Origin of the sequence: Mycobacterium lehmannii, from assembly GCF_001499925.1 — a bacterium.
In the GTDB taxonomy this organism is placed as follows: Bacteria; Actinomycetota; Actinomycetes; order Mycobacteriales; family Mycobacteriaceae; genus Mycobacterium; species Mycobacterium lehmannii.
The window spans coordinates 181,199-195,782 of sequence record NZ_LQIR01000012.1 but is presented as its reverse complement, the minus strand read 5'-3'; the positions used below and the strand labels follow the sequence as shown (position 1 = coordinate 195,782).

Annotated in this window: 14 protein-coding genes; 4 read left to right on the top strand and 10 right to left on the bottom strand. The window is 67.8% G+C overall.

What is annotated here, in order from left to right:
• Positions 1-11 precede the first annotated feature (11 nt).
• The 3 genes from AU192_RS08905 to AU192_RS08895 form a co-directional block, all read right to left on the bottom strand.
• Positions 12-305, bottom strand: a complete 294-nt coding sequence (locus tag AU192_RS08905) for an ArsR/SmtB family transcription factor (RefSeq protein ID WP_064395626.1) — start codon at positions 303-305, stop codon at positions 12-14.
• A 122-nt stretch (positions 306-427) separates the two neighbouring features.
• Positions 428-1,756, bottom strand: a complete 1,329-nt coding sequence (locus tag AU192_RS08900) for a replication-associated recombination protein A (RefSeq protein ID WP_064395411.1) — start codon at positions 1,754-1,756, stop codon at positions 428-430.
• A gap of 20 nt (positions 1,757-1,776) precedes the next feature.
• Positions 1,777-2,613 carry a DUF3097 domain-containing protein gene (locus tag AU192_RS08895; RefSeq protein ID WP_064395625.1) on the bottom strand — a complete coding sequence of 279 codons (837 nt, stop codon included), beginning with the start codon at positions 2,611-2,613 and terminating at the stop codon, positions 1,777-1,779.
• 121 nt (positions 2,614-2,734) lie between these two features.
• Here AU192_RS08895 and AU192_RS08890 point away from each other — a divergent pair, with 121 nt between their 5' ends.
• A complete protein-coding gene (locus tag AU192_RS08890) occupies positions 2,735-3,535 on the top strand; it encodes an SDR family NAD(P)-dependent oxidoreductase (protein WP_064395624.1) in 801 nt (266 codons plus the stop codon).
• Positions 3,532-4,017 (top strand): nuclear transport factor 2 family protein, encoded by a 486-nt coding sequence (locus AU192_RS08885; protein WP_064395410.1) that lies wholly within the window; start codon positions 3,532-3,534, stop codon positions 4,015-4,017. The genes AU192_RS08890 and AU192_RS08885 overlap by 4 nt, the downstream gene beginning before the upstream one ends.
• A gap of 93 nt (positions 4,018-4,110) precedes the next feature.
• On the opposite strand, the gene AU192_RS08880 is transcribed toward AU192_RS08885, so the two are convergent.
• The 4 genes from AU192_RS08880 to AU192_RS08865 form a co-directional block, all read right to left on the bottom strand.
• Positions 4,111-5,139, bottom strand: coding sequence for a zinc-binding metallopeptidase family protein (locus AU192_RS08880; RefSeq protein WP_064395409.1), 1,029 nt, complete (start codon positions 5,137-5,139; stop codon positions 4,111-4,113).
• Positions 5,132-6,064 (bottom strand): transglutaminase family protein, encoded by a 933-nt coding sequence (locus AU192_RS08875; RefSeq protein ID WP_064395408.1) that lies wholly within the window; start codon positions 6,062-6,064, stop codon positions 5,132-5,134. Before AU192_RS08875 ends, AU192_RS08880 begins: the two co-directional genes overlap by 8 nt.
• On the bottom strand, positions 6,061-8,721 hold the full coding sequence (locus tag AU192_RS08870) for a circularly permuted type 2 ATP-grasp protein (RefSeq protein ID WP_064395407.1): 2,661 nt from the start codon (positions 8,719-8,721) through the stop codon (positions 6,061-6,063). Before AU192_RS08870 ends, AU192_RS08875 begins: the two co-directional genes overlap by 4 nt.
• A gap of 64 nt (positions 8,722-8,785) precedes the next feature.
• Entirely contained in the window at positions 8,786-9,253 is a 468-nt protein-coding gene (locus AU192_RS08865; RefSeq protein ID WP_064395406.1) for a winged helix-turn-helix transcriptional regulator, read from the bottom strand.
• Positions 9,254-9,347: 94 nt separating this feature from the next.
• Here AU192_RS08865 and AU192_RS08860 point away from each other — a divergent pair, with 94 nt between their 5' ends.
• On the top strand, positions 9,348-10,529 hold the full coding sequence (locus tag AU192_RS08860; protein WP_064395405.1) for a thiolase family protein: 1,182 nt from the start codon (positions 9,348-9,350) through the stop codon (positions 10,527-10,529).
• Between the two features lie 54 nt (positions 10,530-10,583).
• On the opposite strand, the gene AU192_RS08855 is transcribed toward AU192_RS08860, so the two are convergent.
• Entirely contained in the window at positions 10,584-11,006 is a 423-nt protein-coding gene (locus tag AU192_RS08855) for a nitroreductase family deazaflavin-dependent oxidoreductase (RefSeq protein ID WP_064395404.1), read from the bottom strand.
• A gap of 57 nt (positions 11,007-11,063) precedes the next feature.
• Between AU192_RS08855 and AU192_RS08850 the strand changes: the two genes are divergently transcribed.
• Positions 11,064-11,855, top strand: a complete 792-nt coding sequence (locus AU192_RS08850) for an SDR family NAD(P)-dependent oxidoreductase (RefSeq protein ID WP_064395403.1) — start codon at positions 11,064-11,066, stop codon at positions 11,853-11,855.
• On the opposite strand, the gene AU192_RS08845 is transcribed toward AU192_RS08850, so the two are convergent.
• Positions 11,856-12,725 carry a DUF4436 family protein gene (locus AU192_RS08845; RefSeq protein ID WP_066809093.1) on the bottom strand — a complete coding sequence of 290 codons (870 nt, stop codon included), beginning with the start codon at positions 12,723-12,725 and terminating at the stop codon, positions 11,856-11,858.
• 46 nt (positions 12,726-12,771) lie between these two features.
• Positions 12,772-14,538 (bottom strand): aspartate--tRNA ligase, encoded by a 1,767-nt coding sequence (gene aspS, locus AU192_RS08840; protein WP_064395402.1) that lies wholly within the window; start codon positions 14,536-14,538, stop codon positions 12,772-12,774.
• Positions 14,539-14,584: the final 46 nt, after the last annotated feature.

Genomic DNA, 14,584 nt, shown 5'->3' with positions numbered 1-14,584 from the left:
TTCCTTTCTCGTCAGTCGGTCATCTCTGCCAGCAGGGTGTCCAGCCGGCGATAACTGCGTTCGGCGTCGAGCCGGTAGCGGTCGATCCATGCGGTCAGCCGCTCGAGCGCAGCGGCGTCCAGGTGCACCGGCCTGCGCTGAGCTTCGCGGGTCCTGGTGACCAGCCCCGCTTGCTCGAGCACCTGAATGTGTTTGGACACCGCCTGTTTGGTGATGTCGAAGGGTTCCGCGAGCTCGTTGACCGTGGCCGGACCCCGAGATAGCCGCGCCACGATGGCGCGCCGGACGGGGTCGGCCAGCGCCATGAAGGCGCGGTCGAGTGCGGAGTCAGCATCGTCATCACGCTCCAATTATCAACCCTATGTTTGATCAACCTATTGATTGACTATCAAGGTAAACCGGCCCAGAGGGTGTGTCAAGGCTGAAGTCAGCGCTTGCGACGGATGATCGCGCGCAGCTTGTCGAGCCGGGTGGCGATCTCGCGCTCTACGCCATGCGAGGTCGGCTTGTAGTAGTCGACGCCGATCAGTTCGTCGGGCGGATACTGTTGCGGCACAACCCCGTCCGGGTCATCGTGGCTGTACTTGTAGCCGACCGCGTTTCCGAGCTTCTCCGCGCCGGAGTAGTGGCCGTCGCGCAGATGCGGCGGCACCATCCCGGCCTTGCCCGCCCGGATATCGGCCATCGCCGCCCCCAGCGCGGTGGTCACCGCGTTCGACTTCGGGGCCGTCGCGAGATGAACCGTGGCGTGCGCGAGCGTGAGCTGCGCTTCGGGCATGCCGATCAACTGCACGGTCTGGGCGGCGGCCACCGCGGTGTGCAGCGCCGTCGGGTCCGCCATGCCGATGTCCTCGCTGGCCAGGATCATCAACCGCCGCGCCACGAAGCGCGGGTCCTCCCCCGCGACCAGCATCCGGGACAGATAGTGCAGTGCGGCGTCGACGTCGGATCCGCGCACGGATTTGATGAACGCGCTGATGACGTCGTAGTGCTGGTCCCCGTCGCGGTCGTAGCGGACGGCGGCTTTGTCCAGCGACTGCTCGATGGTCTCGACCGCCACGGCCTCGCCCGCTTCGGCCGCTACCTCCAGCGCGGTCAGCGCCCGGCGGGCGTCGCCCGCAGACAACGAAACCAGAAGCTCGACGGCGTCGTCGGCGACCTCGACCTTGCCCCCGAGACCGCGAGGGTCGTCGATGGCACGACGGACCAGCGTGCGCACCGCGTCGGCGTCGAGGGGTTGCAGCTGCAGGATCAGCGAGCGTGAGAGCAGCGGGGCCACCACCGAGAACGACGGGTTCTCGGTGGTCGCAGCGACCAAGGCGACGACGCGGTTCTCGACCGCGGACAGCAGCGCGTCCTGCTGCGTCTTGGAGAAGCGGTGCACCTCGTCGATGAACAGCACGGTCTGCTCGCCGTAGGCCGCGGCGCGCCGGGCCACGTCGATCACGGCGCGCACCTCTTTGACGCCCGCCGACAGCGCCGAAAGCGCCTCGAATCGCCGGCCGGTGGCTTGTGAGATCAGCGACGCCAGCGTGGTCTTACCGGTACCGGGCGGGCCGTAGAGGATGACCGAGGCCGCACCCGACCCCTCCACCATTCGGCGCAGCGGGGAGCCGGGTTGCAGCAGGTGGTCCTGGCCGACCACCTCGTCGAGGGTGGCCGGACGCATCCGCACCGCCAAGGGCGCCGATGCACCGACGGGCCCGGCCGCGGGCGTGGCGGCCTCACCGGGAACGTCGAACAGACCGTCGGACACGCCTTCTGCTTACCACGCCGTCACGACGCGGGTTGCGTCACGAAGTCGATCAATTCCTCGACCCGCCCGATCAGCGCGGGCTCCAGGTCGTTCCAGTCCCGCACCCGCCCGCGGATGCGTTGCCAGGCCCTCGCCGTGTCGGCCTGCCCGTCGGCCGGCCAGCCCAACGCGCGGCACACCCCCGCCTTCCAGTCGACGCCTTTCGGCACGACGGGCCATTTCTCGACGCCGAGCCGTTCGGGTTTGACGGCTTGCCAGATGTCGATGAAGGGGTGCCCGACAACGAGCGTGTGCACGCCGGCGGGTCCGCGCCGCACCGCCTCCGCGATACGAGCCTCCTTCGAGCCCGCGACCAGGTGGTCGACGAGGACGCCGAGCCGGCGGCCGGGGCCGGGCCGGAAGTCTTCGACGATTGCCACGAGCTCGTCGATGCCACCGAGGTGTTCGACGACGACACCTTCGATCCGGAGATCGTCACCCCAGACCTGTTCGACGAGTTCGGCGTCGTGGCGGCCCTCGACGTAGATGCGGCTGGCCAACGCGACTTTCGCCCGCGCACCATGCACCGCAACGGATCCCGACGCGGTCCGGGTGGTCTTGGGTGCGACCCGGCGGGGCGCGGTCAGGATTACGGGCTTGCCGTCGATCAGGTAGCCCGGCCCGACGGGAAACGGTTTACGTCGTCCGTCGCGGTCTTCCAGTTCCATGCGGCCGTACTCGACTCGCACGATGGCGCCGACGTATCCCGTCTGCGCGTCCTCGACGACGAGCCCGATCTCGGCCGGTTGTTCGGTGGAGCGGACTCTGCGCGGGTGAGGGTTGTTGGCCAGGATGTCGGAGCCATAGCGATCAGCCACCGGGCGATCGTAGGGTCCCGTCTTGCCGCCGTCCGATGCAATGTGGTTCCGACACGCCGAGATGTCTGCCACTCCGACGTCTGCCCCCAATGAGCAAGGCGCGTCGGCGACAATGCGGGGCGTGACAGATCTGTCCCGATACGGACCTTGGGCGGTGATCGCCGGCGGCTCCGAAGGCGTCGGCGCCCAGTTCGCCCACCAACTTGCCAGCGCGGGGTTCAACCTCGTGCTGATCGCACGCAAGCTCGATCCGCTCGAGCAGACGGCCGAGGCTTGTCGCCGCAGCGGCGTTGAGGTGCGTACCCTCGCCGTCGACTTGACCTCCCCCGACGCGCTGGAGCGCACCGTCGCGGTCACCACTGGACTGGAGGTCGGTCTGCTGATCTACAACGCCGGGGCCAACACCTGCAGCGAGCACTTCCTCGACGCTGACCTCGCCGACTTTCAGCGGGTGATTGACCTTAACGTCGGCACCATGCTCGCGATGGTGCAGCACTTCGGCCGTCCGATGCGGGACCGCCGCCGCGGCGGAATCCTGATGGTGGGGTCGATGGCGGGATACCTGGGCTCCGTGCGCCACACGGTCTACGGCGGGGTGAAGGCGTTCGGCCGGATCTTCGCCGAGAGCCTGTGGCTCGAACTGCGCGACTACGACGTCGATGTGCTCGAACTCGTCCTGGGCGTGACCCGCACACCGGCCATGGAGCGGGTGGGCCTGAACTTCGACGTGCCCGGTATGCGGGTGGCCGATCCCGCCGATGTGGCGCGAGAAGGTCTGGAGCAGTTGGCGAATGGGCCGGTCTACGTCGCGGGCGGCAACGCCGAGGATGTCGCACGTCGCAACGACCCGGACCGCCCCAAGGTCGTGCTGCGCACGCACGAGTTCATGCAAAAGCTGCTGGGCGAGAAAGGAACCCGATGACCGAATTGGCGGACCTTGAGCGGCGACTTGCCCGCATCGAGGAGGAGCGCGCGATCGAACGGCTGATCGCGTCCTACGGTCCGCTGGTGGATGCCGGCGAAGCTGATGCGACGGCTGACCTTTGGGCCGACGACGGCAGCTACGACGTCGAGGGTTGGCACATGGCCAGCCGTGGCGAGGTCGCGGCGATGGTCCGCTCCGATGCGCACCAGGGTTTGATCCGTCGCGGATGCTGCCACTTCTTGGGGCCTGCTGTGGTCACGGTGGACGGCGACGACGCGGTCGCGGTCTGCGAGTCGCTGTTGGTGACGCGCCACGACGACGGTTTCGCGGTGTGGCGCGCGGGCGCCAACCACTTCCGGTTGCGCCGCGGCGACGGCCGATGGGCGATCGTCGCGCGGCGGACCCGACAACTCGACGGCAGCGCCGAGGCGCGCGAGTTGTTGACGGCGGGTGTGGCGGGGCGTCCGACGTCGGGGTGACTCTCGACCGGTGCGAGCGACCGCGAACTGTCAAATTGTCGCGGCGTGTCGTGTGCAAACACGGCCGCTCGCGGAGGTGTGGGGAGCGCGAGTTCAGGTCTGGGTGATCTCGTCCACGACGGTGTGGATGAACCGCATCTTCTCGAGCACCGGCACAGGCAGCACGAACGGGTAGAGATCTTCCTTTCCCATCGAGCGGTTGAGCATGTTCAGCGCCCACGACAGCGGGAGCCACATCTCGATGATCGCATCGAAGCTGCTCGGCCCCAGGACCTTTCGCTCGAACGTCGCCGCCGCGGGCGCCACCCCGAATGCGGCGGCGGTATCGAGGGTGTCACGGATGTGCAGGTAGTGGGCGAACGTCTCCGCCCAGTCCTCGGCCGGGTGCATGGTGGCATAGGACGAGACGTAGCTCTCCTCCCAGTTCGGGGGTGGACCGTCGTTGTAATGGCGGTCCAGAGCGGCTTGGTAATCGGCGTCGGGGTCGCCGAACAACTCGCGGAACCGGGCGTCGTAGTCGGGTGACACGCTGACCAGGCGGTAGTAGTAATAGTGCCCGACCTCGTGGCGGAAGTGGCCGAGCAGCGTGCGATACGGCTCGTCCATCGCCTTGCGCAACTGCTCGCGGTGCACGTCGTCGCCCTCGGCGAGATCCAAAGTGATGACACCGTTTTCGTGACCGGTGAACACCTTCTGGTGTTCGCTCGACAACAGGTCGAAGGCCAGGCCATAGTCGGGGTCTTCGTCACGGCCCACGATCGGCAGCTTGAGTTCGTGCAGTTCGGCCAATAACCGCCGCTTGGCGCGCTCGGCGTCGGCGAACGCCGCGAGCGCCTTGGTGTCGGAATCCTGCGGCCGGGTGCGGGTGAGGGTGCATGCCTCACACAGCTTGTGGACCGGGGCTTTCTCCACCAGCCAGTTGCATTCCGCCAGATGCATATTCGCGCACAGCTGATACTTCTCGCCGTCGACGAAGCCGGCGTGGTTCTGCTCGTCGCCGGTGGCGATGACCAGTAGCGCCATGTCATCGAGCGAAAAACCCAGCGGCCGCCCGCACGACAGGCACAGTGAGTTCTCGAAGGCGAGGCGCTGTCCGCAGTTGGGGCACAGGAAGTCACGCATGCAACACTCCCCCCTCGAACGGTTCGACGTCGACGGAGACGTCGATCTCGCTGCTCTGCGACTCGGTGTAGATGATGCCGCGCAACGGCGGGACGTCGGCGTAATCGCGGCCGTACCCGACGGTGATGTAGCGCTCGTCAACCATCTGGTCGTTGGTGGGATCCAGACCCAGCCATTGGTTCTGCGGTGTCCACACGGCGGCCCACGCGTGGGTCGCATCGATACCGATCATCCGTTCCTTCCCGGGCGGCGGATCGGTTGCCAGATAACCCGACACATAACTGGCGGCCAACCCGTTGGCGCGCAGGCAGGCGATGGCCAGCCGTGCGAAGTCCTGACATACCCCTTCGCGTGCCGCCAAAACCTGGCTGACCGCAGTGGACACCGTCGTCGACCCCGAGCGGTAGGTGAAATCGGAATATATGCGGTGCGTCAGGTCTTCCAGCGCGTCGATCAACGGTCGTTCCGGCTCGAAACTGGCTGCCGCGTAATCGCGTAAGGCCGGCGTGATCTCGGGCGGCTGCAGGTCGAGGGTGAACTCGGTCGCCAACGCGGCGTCCACACCGACCGGGCGGGCGATCTCCCACGGCGCCAGCGCCGAACCGGCCCCGTACAGCGTGGGGGGCGGTGGGTCGACTTCGACCACCGACCGGCTAGTCACCGTCAGCGCCCGGTGGCGTTCGGTCACGTGGAAGTATGAGCTGATGTTGCCGTAGACGTCGCGGCTGGTGGAGCTGTCCGCGGCCGGTGGATCGATCTCGAGCTCGTGCGACAGGCAGCGCTGACGGGCCGTGTCCCGCGGGGCGAGGAAGCCACGGCCGTAGGAACTGGTGACATCGGCGGCGTAGCGGTACACGGTGCGGTGCGTGATGCGGTAGGTGCGGCTGGCCGCCGACGAGGTCGGGCCGTCGGGGAACGCGGTCACGGCATCAGCCTCCGCTCGTCCGGGCCCCACAGGTGTTGCATGCCTCCAGGCAGCGACAGATGGGTCGCCGTGATCACGGTCGCCAGTTCACGGAGATCTGCGTGCATTCCGTCGAGCAGCTCAGCCAACTCGACCCGCCTGCCGTCGACGATCTCCTCGAGATCGTCGGGGTCGAGTCGCCGTAGCCGCGTCGCGATCTCGTCGACCATCCGCTCGGGTCGCGACGAACCCGACGACCCGGGCAACGCCTTGAGGCCCGCGCGCAGCCGCTCCAGCTGGTAGGCCAGCGAGCGTGGGTTGTCGGCGTCGAACAGCACCAGGTCGGCGACCGCGGACATGCTGACCTTTCCGAACATCCGGCGCCGGTAGATGACTGACGACTCGCACACCACCAGAGTCGATTCGGTGATGGCCTGCTCGGCGCCCGGAGTACGGGCGGTGGTGAGCGTCGCACTCAGCAGCGCGGTGAGGTTCAGGCCGCGTTCGATGCGCTTGCCGATGTCCATCATCGTCCAGCTGACATCGCGGATCATCGACTCCGCCGCCACACCGGACAGCGCCAGCATGCCCGCGAGGGTCAGACTGGCCGTCGCGGTGAGGAACGCCTCGCCCTCGGCCTGCGAATCGGGCGGCTCGTCGGCGGGACGGCCGGCCGACGACGCTGGTGGATGAAGCAGCGACCGTTCCACAGCGGCCAGCACCATCCAGGTGTCGTTGGACATCTGGTCGCGCACCGAGCGGGTGAGCAGTCCGAGGCGTTCGACGGACTGCGCCAGCGATCCCGGGCGGTACCGGTCCGCGGTCAGCGACCACAGGGTGGACTGTGCGGTGGCGACCATCTCCGCGTCGTCGCCGTCGGCGCCGGTGTCGGTACCGGTCTGGTGGCCCAGCGCGGCCAGCAACACCGGCACGCATTCGCTGCCGTCCATGTCCCGGCGGTAATGAAATTCGTGGTAGCGCTCCCTGGTCACCGTGAGCAGCCGTGCCATGTGCTCGGCGCGTTCGGCGTAGCGTCCCACCCAGAACATGTCGGCCAGTACGCGCGGCGAGCTCACCGCGCGCGTCGGGCTCGGTCGGACCGCGGACAATTCGACCGGCGGCACCCGCTCCACGGTGACCCGCTCCGGTGCCCGAACCCAGACATCCTTGGCGGCAACGGTGTTCAGTGTGTACGCCGCATCGCCCGGTGCCAGCACGTAGCCGACGCCGCCGATCATGGGCGCATAGCCACCGCGCTGAGCGACCGTGAACAGACGCATACCGACATTGGTCGCCGACAGGCCACCTGAGCCGACAACGCTTGGTGCAGAGGAGAACTGAGGCAGCTCCTGGCCGACCCACTGCCACGGTGTGGCCTCGATGCACTCGGTGAGCTGCCTGCGCTGATCGGCCGACAGGGCGGGGCCGACGATCCCACGGCCGCCGGCCACCGGTCTGATCAACAGCGACGACAGGTGGGCGAGAAGATGCGAGCGTTCGGTGCTGATGCCACCCCAGTACATCGTCGCGGTATCGAGCATCGGTGCCTCGCCGAGCAATCGTTGCGAGAGTTCGGGCAGAAACCGTTGCAGCCCGGGGCTTTCGAGGACGCCGCTGCCCAACGTGTTGACGACCGCTACCGTGCCGCGGCGAAGCGCCTCGACGAGCCCGACGACACCGATTCGTGAGTCCGAACGCAGATCCAGCGGATCGACGAAGTCCGCGTCCACCCGGCGCAGCACGACGTCGACACGCTTGAGCGTTCCCATCGAGCGCATCCACAGCTTGCCGTCACGCACGACCAAGTCGGCGCTCTCCACCAGCGGAAAGCCCAGCACGCTGGCCAGGTAGGCCTGGTCGAAGGCTGTCTCGGAGTGGATGCCCGGGCTGAGCACCACCACAGTGGGTTCCTCGGCCGACTCGGGGGCGGCGTCAATGAGCGCCAGTCGCAGCGCCTGGGCCCACGGGGACGCCGGTCGCGGGCCGATCCTTTCGTAGAGGTCGGGAACGGCGTGCGCGACGACGCGCCGGTCCGCCAGCGCGTAACCCGCCCCCGAGGGCGCCTGTGTCCAGTCGGCGTTGACACGGAAGCCGCCGTCGGCGACGCGACTGACATCGCAGCCGTGCAGGAACAGTTGGTGGCGGCCGGGGACGTCGATGCCTCGCGCGGCCCGCACGTAGCCCGGATGGGCGAAGACAAGCGGGGCCGGCAGCACGCCGCTGGTGATCGACAGCTGAGGCCCGTACAGGTCGGTGAGGACCGCGTCCAGGAGTCGGGAGCGCTGCAGCAGACCAGATTCCAGCACGTTCCACTCATCGGCCGAGATCACAAGCGGCAGCGCGTCGAGATGCCACGGCCCCGGTTCGGTGGGCTCGTGACCGCGGGGGCCGGCCTGACCGACCACCGAACCGCGCCTGTCGACCTGGACATAGGTGATGCCGTCGTTGTCGACCAGGCTGCGCACCGCGTCACGCAGCTGGGCCAGACCGGGGCAGCCGCGCTCGGCGACGCAGTCGGCCACGTCCTGCCAACCCGGACGGATTTCGCCTGCGGCGCCGACGAACTCGTCGTAGCCGCTGCCCGCGCCCGGTCGCACGTCGAACAGCGCCTGCTGAATGCGTGCGGTGCGGTACCTGCCCAGCAGGTCGTCGGGGATGTTCGGTGCCGGTAGTGCCATCAGTGCAGAACGGTAACCGGTCAGCCCGGGATACGGCGCGGTGCGCTGTGCCGGCGATCGAGGCTCACCCCTTCAGCCGCACCGCCAGTTCCTCCAGCGGTACGCGGTGACCGTGGGCGCACCGGATCTCGACGGTGGCCTCGACGCCGCACCCCCGGTGCGCAAGGCGCAACGGCGTGCGGTTGGGCAGATGGCGCCGGCCCCACTCGAACATCGCCCAGACCACCGGCATGAACTCGCGGCCGGCCTCGGTGAGCACGTACTCATCGCGGCTGCGCTGGCCCGGCTCCTGATAGGGCTGCCGCTCCAGCAGACCGGCCTCAACCAGGTCCGAAAGTCGGGCCGCCGCGGCCGCTTTGGTGATACCGACGCGGCGCCAGAAGTCTTCGAAGCGGGTGGTGCCGTAGTAAGCCTCGCGCATGATGAGCATCGCCGATTTGGTACCCAGCACCGCCATCGTCTTCTCGATCGGGCACTCCCCGACCGCCGACCAGGCGTCCCGGTCGGCCAGCCTCCCCTGCAGAACTGTCATGGAATTCACCCTACCCCTGAGTTGTTCTATCTATACCTAGCTGGTATAGCTGGGTATAGATAAGTTCACTCAGCGTGGAGGGTAGGAGGCAGCAATGTCCGGATTCTCAGGTCGGGACGCCGTCATCGTCGGAGCGGTACGCACACCGGTCGGAAAGGGCAAGCAGAACGGCGCGCTGCACGATGTGCTACCCGTTGACCTGCTCGCGCACAGTCTCAAGGAACTGGTGGCCAGGACCGGCATCGACCCGGTACAGATCGACGACGTCATCGCCGGGGCGGTCACCCAGGTCGGCGACCAAGCGGTCAACATTGCGCGCAACGCGCTACTCGGCGCGGGGTTCCCCGAATCGGTACCGGGTACGACGGTCGACCGACAGTGCGGCAGCAGCCAACAGGCCATCCACTTCGCCGCCCAGGGCGTCATCTCGGGCGCCTACGACATCGTTGTCGCCGCCGGGGTGGAGTCGATGTCGCGAGCGCCGATGGGTTCCAGCGTGCTGCCCGGCAGCGATCCGTTCGGCGCGATGGCGCAGCGCTACCCCGAAGGCCTTGTGCCGCAGGGCATCAGCGCGGAGTTGATCGCCGCGAAGTGGGGTCTGTCGCGCCAACAGCTCGACGAGTTCTCGGCGGGCAGCCATGAGAAGGCCGCGACCGCGACCAAGGAGGGCCGGTTCGACGACGAACTGATCCCGATCGCCGGTCTCACCACCGACGAGATCATTCGGCCGGGCACGACCGTCGACACGCTCGCCGCGCTGAAGCCGGCGTTCTACAACCCCGCCTACGAGCAGCGGTTCCCGCAGATCGGCTGGGAGATCACCCCGGGCAACTCGTCGCCATTGTCCGATGGCAGCGCCGCGGTGCTGATCACCACCAGCGAGGTGGCCGCGCGGCTGGGGCTGCGTCCGCTCGCCCGGATCCACTCGATGACCGTCGTCGGCTCCGATCCGCTCTACATGCTGACCGGTGTCATCCCGGCAACGGAGAAGGTGCTGCAGCGCGCCGGGCTCACCCTCGCCGACATCGACCTGTTCGAGGTCAACGAGGCGTTCGCGCCCGTCGTCCTGGCGTGGGCGCACGACACCGGAGCCGATCTCGCCAAGACGAACGTCAACGGCGGCGCGATCGCGATCGGTCACCCGCTCGGTGCGTCCGGTGCTCGGATCATGACCACCCTCGTCAACGCACTGGAACAGCGCGGCGGACGGTATGCGCTGCAAACGATGTGTGAGGGCGGCGGCATGGCCAACGCCACCATCGTCGAGCGCCTCTGAACCGGGCGACTTGGGTGTAGTTGGTCGCGCTGACCGCGCTCAACTACGCCGAAGTCACGCCCTGGCGAGCTCGAAGACCGGGATGACCCGGCTCGTCTTCGCTTGGTACTCGGCGAACACCGGCGCATACTCGACCAGCTTCGGGTAGAGCTCGTCGCGCTCATGGTGCGGCAGCTCCCGAGCGGTGGCGTCGTAATCGGTGGTCCCGATTTCGACGTGGACCTTCGGATTCGCCCGGAGGTTGTGCGCCCACGCTGGATCTTTGTCGGAACCGGCGTAGGAGCCGACGATGTAGATCCTGTCCTCGAGTCGGAGGTACGCCAGCGGTGACACCCGCGGTTGACCTGACTTCGCGCCGGTGGTGTGCAGCAACAGGAGGTTTCCGCCCTCGAACGGCCCGCCGACCTTCCCGCCGTTGGCGCGGAACTCATCGACGATGCCTGCGTTGAAGTCCTTGATGTTGGAGATCTCGGTCACTCCCTCTCCAAGTGCCGGCGGACGCCCCCGTATTCCGCATCCGCATAATCGACGACCATGCGGGTGATCGTGACGGGCGGTAACAGCGGTGTCGGCAAGGCCACGGCGGCGGCTCTCGCAGCCGACGGCCACAGCGTGCTGATCGCCTGTCGCGATGTCGACAAGGGGCGTCTCGCGGCGGCCGAGATCGGCGACGTCGAGGTGGCCGCCCTCGACCTCGCCGACCTGGCCAGCGTGCGCGCGTTCGCCGATTCCGTCGAATCGGTTGACGTGCTGGTGAACAACGCCGGCGTGATGGGCATGCCGCTGACGCGCACGGCCGACGGTTTCGAATCCCACATCGGCATCAACCATCTCGGCCACTTCGCGTTGACGTCGCTGCTGGCCGACCGGATCACCGACCGGGTGATCTCGGTGGCCAGCGCGACGTATCTGTTCGCCAGTCTGCATCTGGACGACCTGAACTGGCACCGCCGCAAGTACTCGAAGTGGAGCGCCTACGGCGAATCCAAATTGGCCAACCTGCTGTTCGTCGCCGAGTTGGCCAATCGGGGTGTGCGCGCGTACGCCACCGACCCGGGCGCCACCAACACCGACATCACACGATCGCTCGGAATGGGCGAGCACAAGCGGATCCGGCGCCTGATGCACACCCCCGCGCAGGGCGCCCGGGCCACCTTGCAGGCGGTGACGACGGACCTGCCCAGCGGGACCTATCTGGCGCCGCGGTTCAATCAGCTCGGCAGGCCCAAGGTCACCAGGCTGCGGCCCAAAGCGGTGGATCCGGTGATGGCGCATCGACTGTGGGACGCGTCGGCCGAACTCACCGGCTGCGACGGGCGGCGCTGATCAGTCCTTTTGCCGCCACCACGCGACGACGTACAGCACCATCGCCGCAGCCAGCGCGATCAGCACCCACAGGACCACCGCCAGGTCGATCCAGGCACCCGCCGGCGGCGCCCCGGGCAACAGGTTGCGAAGCGGCACCACCGCGAACAACATCGCCGCGAACCAGGTCGTCAACGGAGGCAGGAACTTTCGGCGGCCAAGCACCGTCTCGATCGCCACGAACAACGCCGCCGCAGGCAGCGCAAGCAGCACCAGCAACACCCCGATGTCGAACGCGAGCGCTCCCCTGGTGCGCTCCATCGTGAACCGTACGGTCGGAATCGGGTCCGGCGCCGAATCGACGGTGCCGTTCTGGGCACGAAAGTCCCACCCGTTGATCTGCCCCGCCGCGACGATTCCCGCCGGGATGCGGCGTTGTTCGGCACCGTAGCCCGCAAAGGCCTCCACGCCGATGGTGTCGGTGGTGAACTTGTCGAACGGCCAGTCGTCGGGGTCGCCGACCGCGACGAGATGGGTGGCCGATTCACTGACCGACAGGTCACCGTGCACATAGATCAACTCGCCCGAAGCGGTCCATGAACTCAACCGGACCGTGAAATCGGCGGGCTCGTACTCCTGCAGGTTGGGGCCCGGGTGCATGAGAACGTCGACCGCCAGCCGGTTCTGGATCGCGTCCATCTGCCGCAAGCGGATGATGACGACGGATTCACCGGTGACCGACGGCTCTGAGAATTCGAAGTTGCGGGGCCGCGGCTCCAACAACGCATATCCGAGGAGCGATCCGACATAGACCGCCATCACCGCCACGACCGTCGTCACGACGGTGACCCGTCGCCGCCTGGGCGTGCCTGATGGCGCCGCACCTGTCACGCGCGGATCGTAGCCTCAGTCGCGCCGAACCTGACGCGGATTGGGATCAGTCGGTCTTCGGCTTGGCGTCGATCCCGGATTCCTTGCGTTGCTGCGCGGTGATGGGTGCGGGCGCGCCGGTCAACGGGTCGACACCACCACCGGACTTCGGGAACGCGATCACTTCGCGGATCGAGTCCGCACCGGCCAGCAGGGCGGTGGTGCGATCCCACCCGAACGCCAGACCGCCGTGTGGCGGCGCGCCAAAAGTGAACGCCTCCAATAGGAATCCGAACTTCTCCTCGGCTTCGGCCTTGTCGATTCCCATCACCGCGAACACCCGCTCCTGGATGTCGCGGCGGTGGATACGGATCGAACCACCGCCGATCTCGTTGCCGTTGCACACCACGTCGTAGGCGTCGGCGAGCACGGCGCCGGGATCGGTGTCGATGCGGTCCTCGAACTCCGGCTTGGGCGCGGTGAACGCGTGGTGCACCGCGGTCCACGCGCCGGAGCCGACCGCGACGTCACCGTGGGCCGTCGCCTCGTCGGCGGGCTCGAACAGCGGCGGGTCCACCACCCAGGTGAACGCCCATGCGTTCGGGTCGATCATGTCGAGCCGTTTGGCGATCTCGATGCGCACCGCGCCGAGCAGCGCCCGTGAACTCTTTGCCGGACCCGCCGAGAAGAACACGCAGTCACCCGGGGATGCGCCGACGTGCGCGGCGAGGCCGTCGCGCTCGGCGTCGGACAAGTTCTTGGCCACCGGACCGCTCAGCGTGCCGTCCTCGCCGACGAGCACATAGGCAAGCCCCTTGTGCCCGCGCTGTTTGGCGAACTCCTGCCAGGCGTCCAGCGTGCGACGGGGCTGGGAGGCGCCGCCGGGCATGACGACGGCCCCGACGTACGGTGCCTGGAAGACGCGGAACGGGGTGTCGGAGAAAAACTCCGCGCATTCGACGAGCTCGAGCCCGAACCTCAGATCGGGCTTGTCCGAGCCGAACCGGCGCATCGCGTCGGCGTAGGTGATCCGCGGCAGCGGAAGGGGCACGTCGTAGCCGATCAACCGCCACAGCGCGGCGACGATCTCCTCGGAGACGGCGATGACGTCCTCGGAATCGACGAAGCTCATCTCGAGGTCGAGCTGGGTGAACTCGGGTTGGCGGTCGGCGCGGAAATCCTCGTCGCGGTAGCAGCGCGCGATCTGGTAGTAACGCTCCATGCCTGCGACCATCAGCAGCTGCTTGAACAGCTGCGGGCTCTGCGGCAACGCGTAGAACGACCCGGGCTGCAGCCGTGCGGGTACCAGGAAGTCGCGCGCGCCCTCGGGGGTCGAGCGCGTCATCGTCGGGGTCTCGATCTCGACGAAGTCATGCCGTTCCAGTACTTCGCGGGCGGCGGCGTTCACCTTGGACCGCAGCCGGATCGCGTGGCCGGGCCCGTCGCGCCGCAGGTCGAGGTAGCGGTACTTCAGGCGCGCCTCCTCGCCGGCCTGCTCGTCGAGCTGGAACGGCAGCGGCGCGCTCTCCCCGAGCACCGTCAGCGACGTCGCGTTGACCTCGATCTCACCGGTCGCGATCTCGGGATTGGCGTTACCTTCGGGGCGGATCTCCACCACACCGTCGATCGCGATGCAGAACTCGGCGCGCAGCCGGTGCGCCGCCGCGAGGACGCCGGCCTCACGGAACACGACCTGCGACACCCCGGACGCGTCGCGCAGATCGATGAAGATGACGCCGCCGTGGTCGCGCCGACGCGCCACCCACCCGGCCAACGTCACCTTCTGACCGGCGTCGGCGGGCCGCAACGATCCGGCGGCATGACTGCGCAGCACTGAAACTCCTGGAATTCGCCTGACAAGACAACTGCACAAGTGTAGA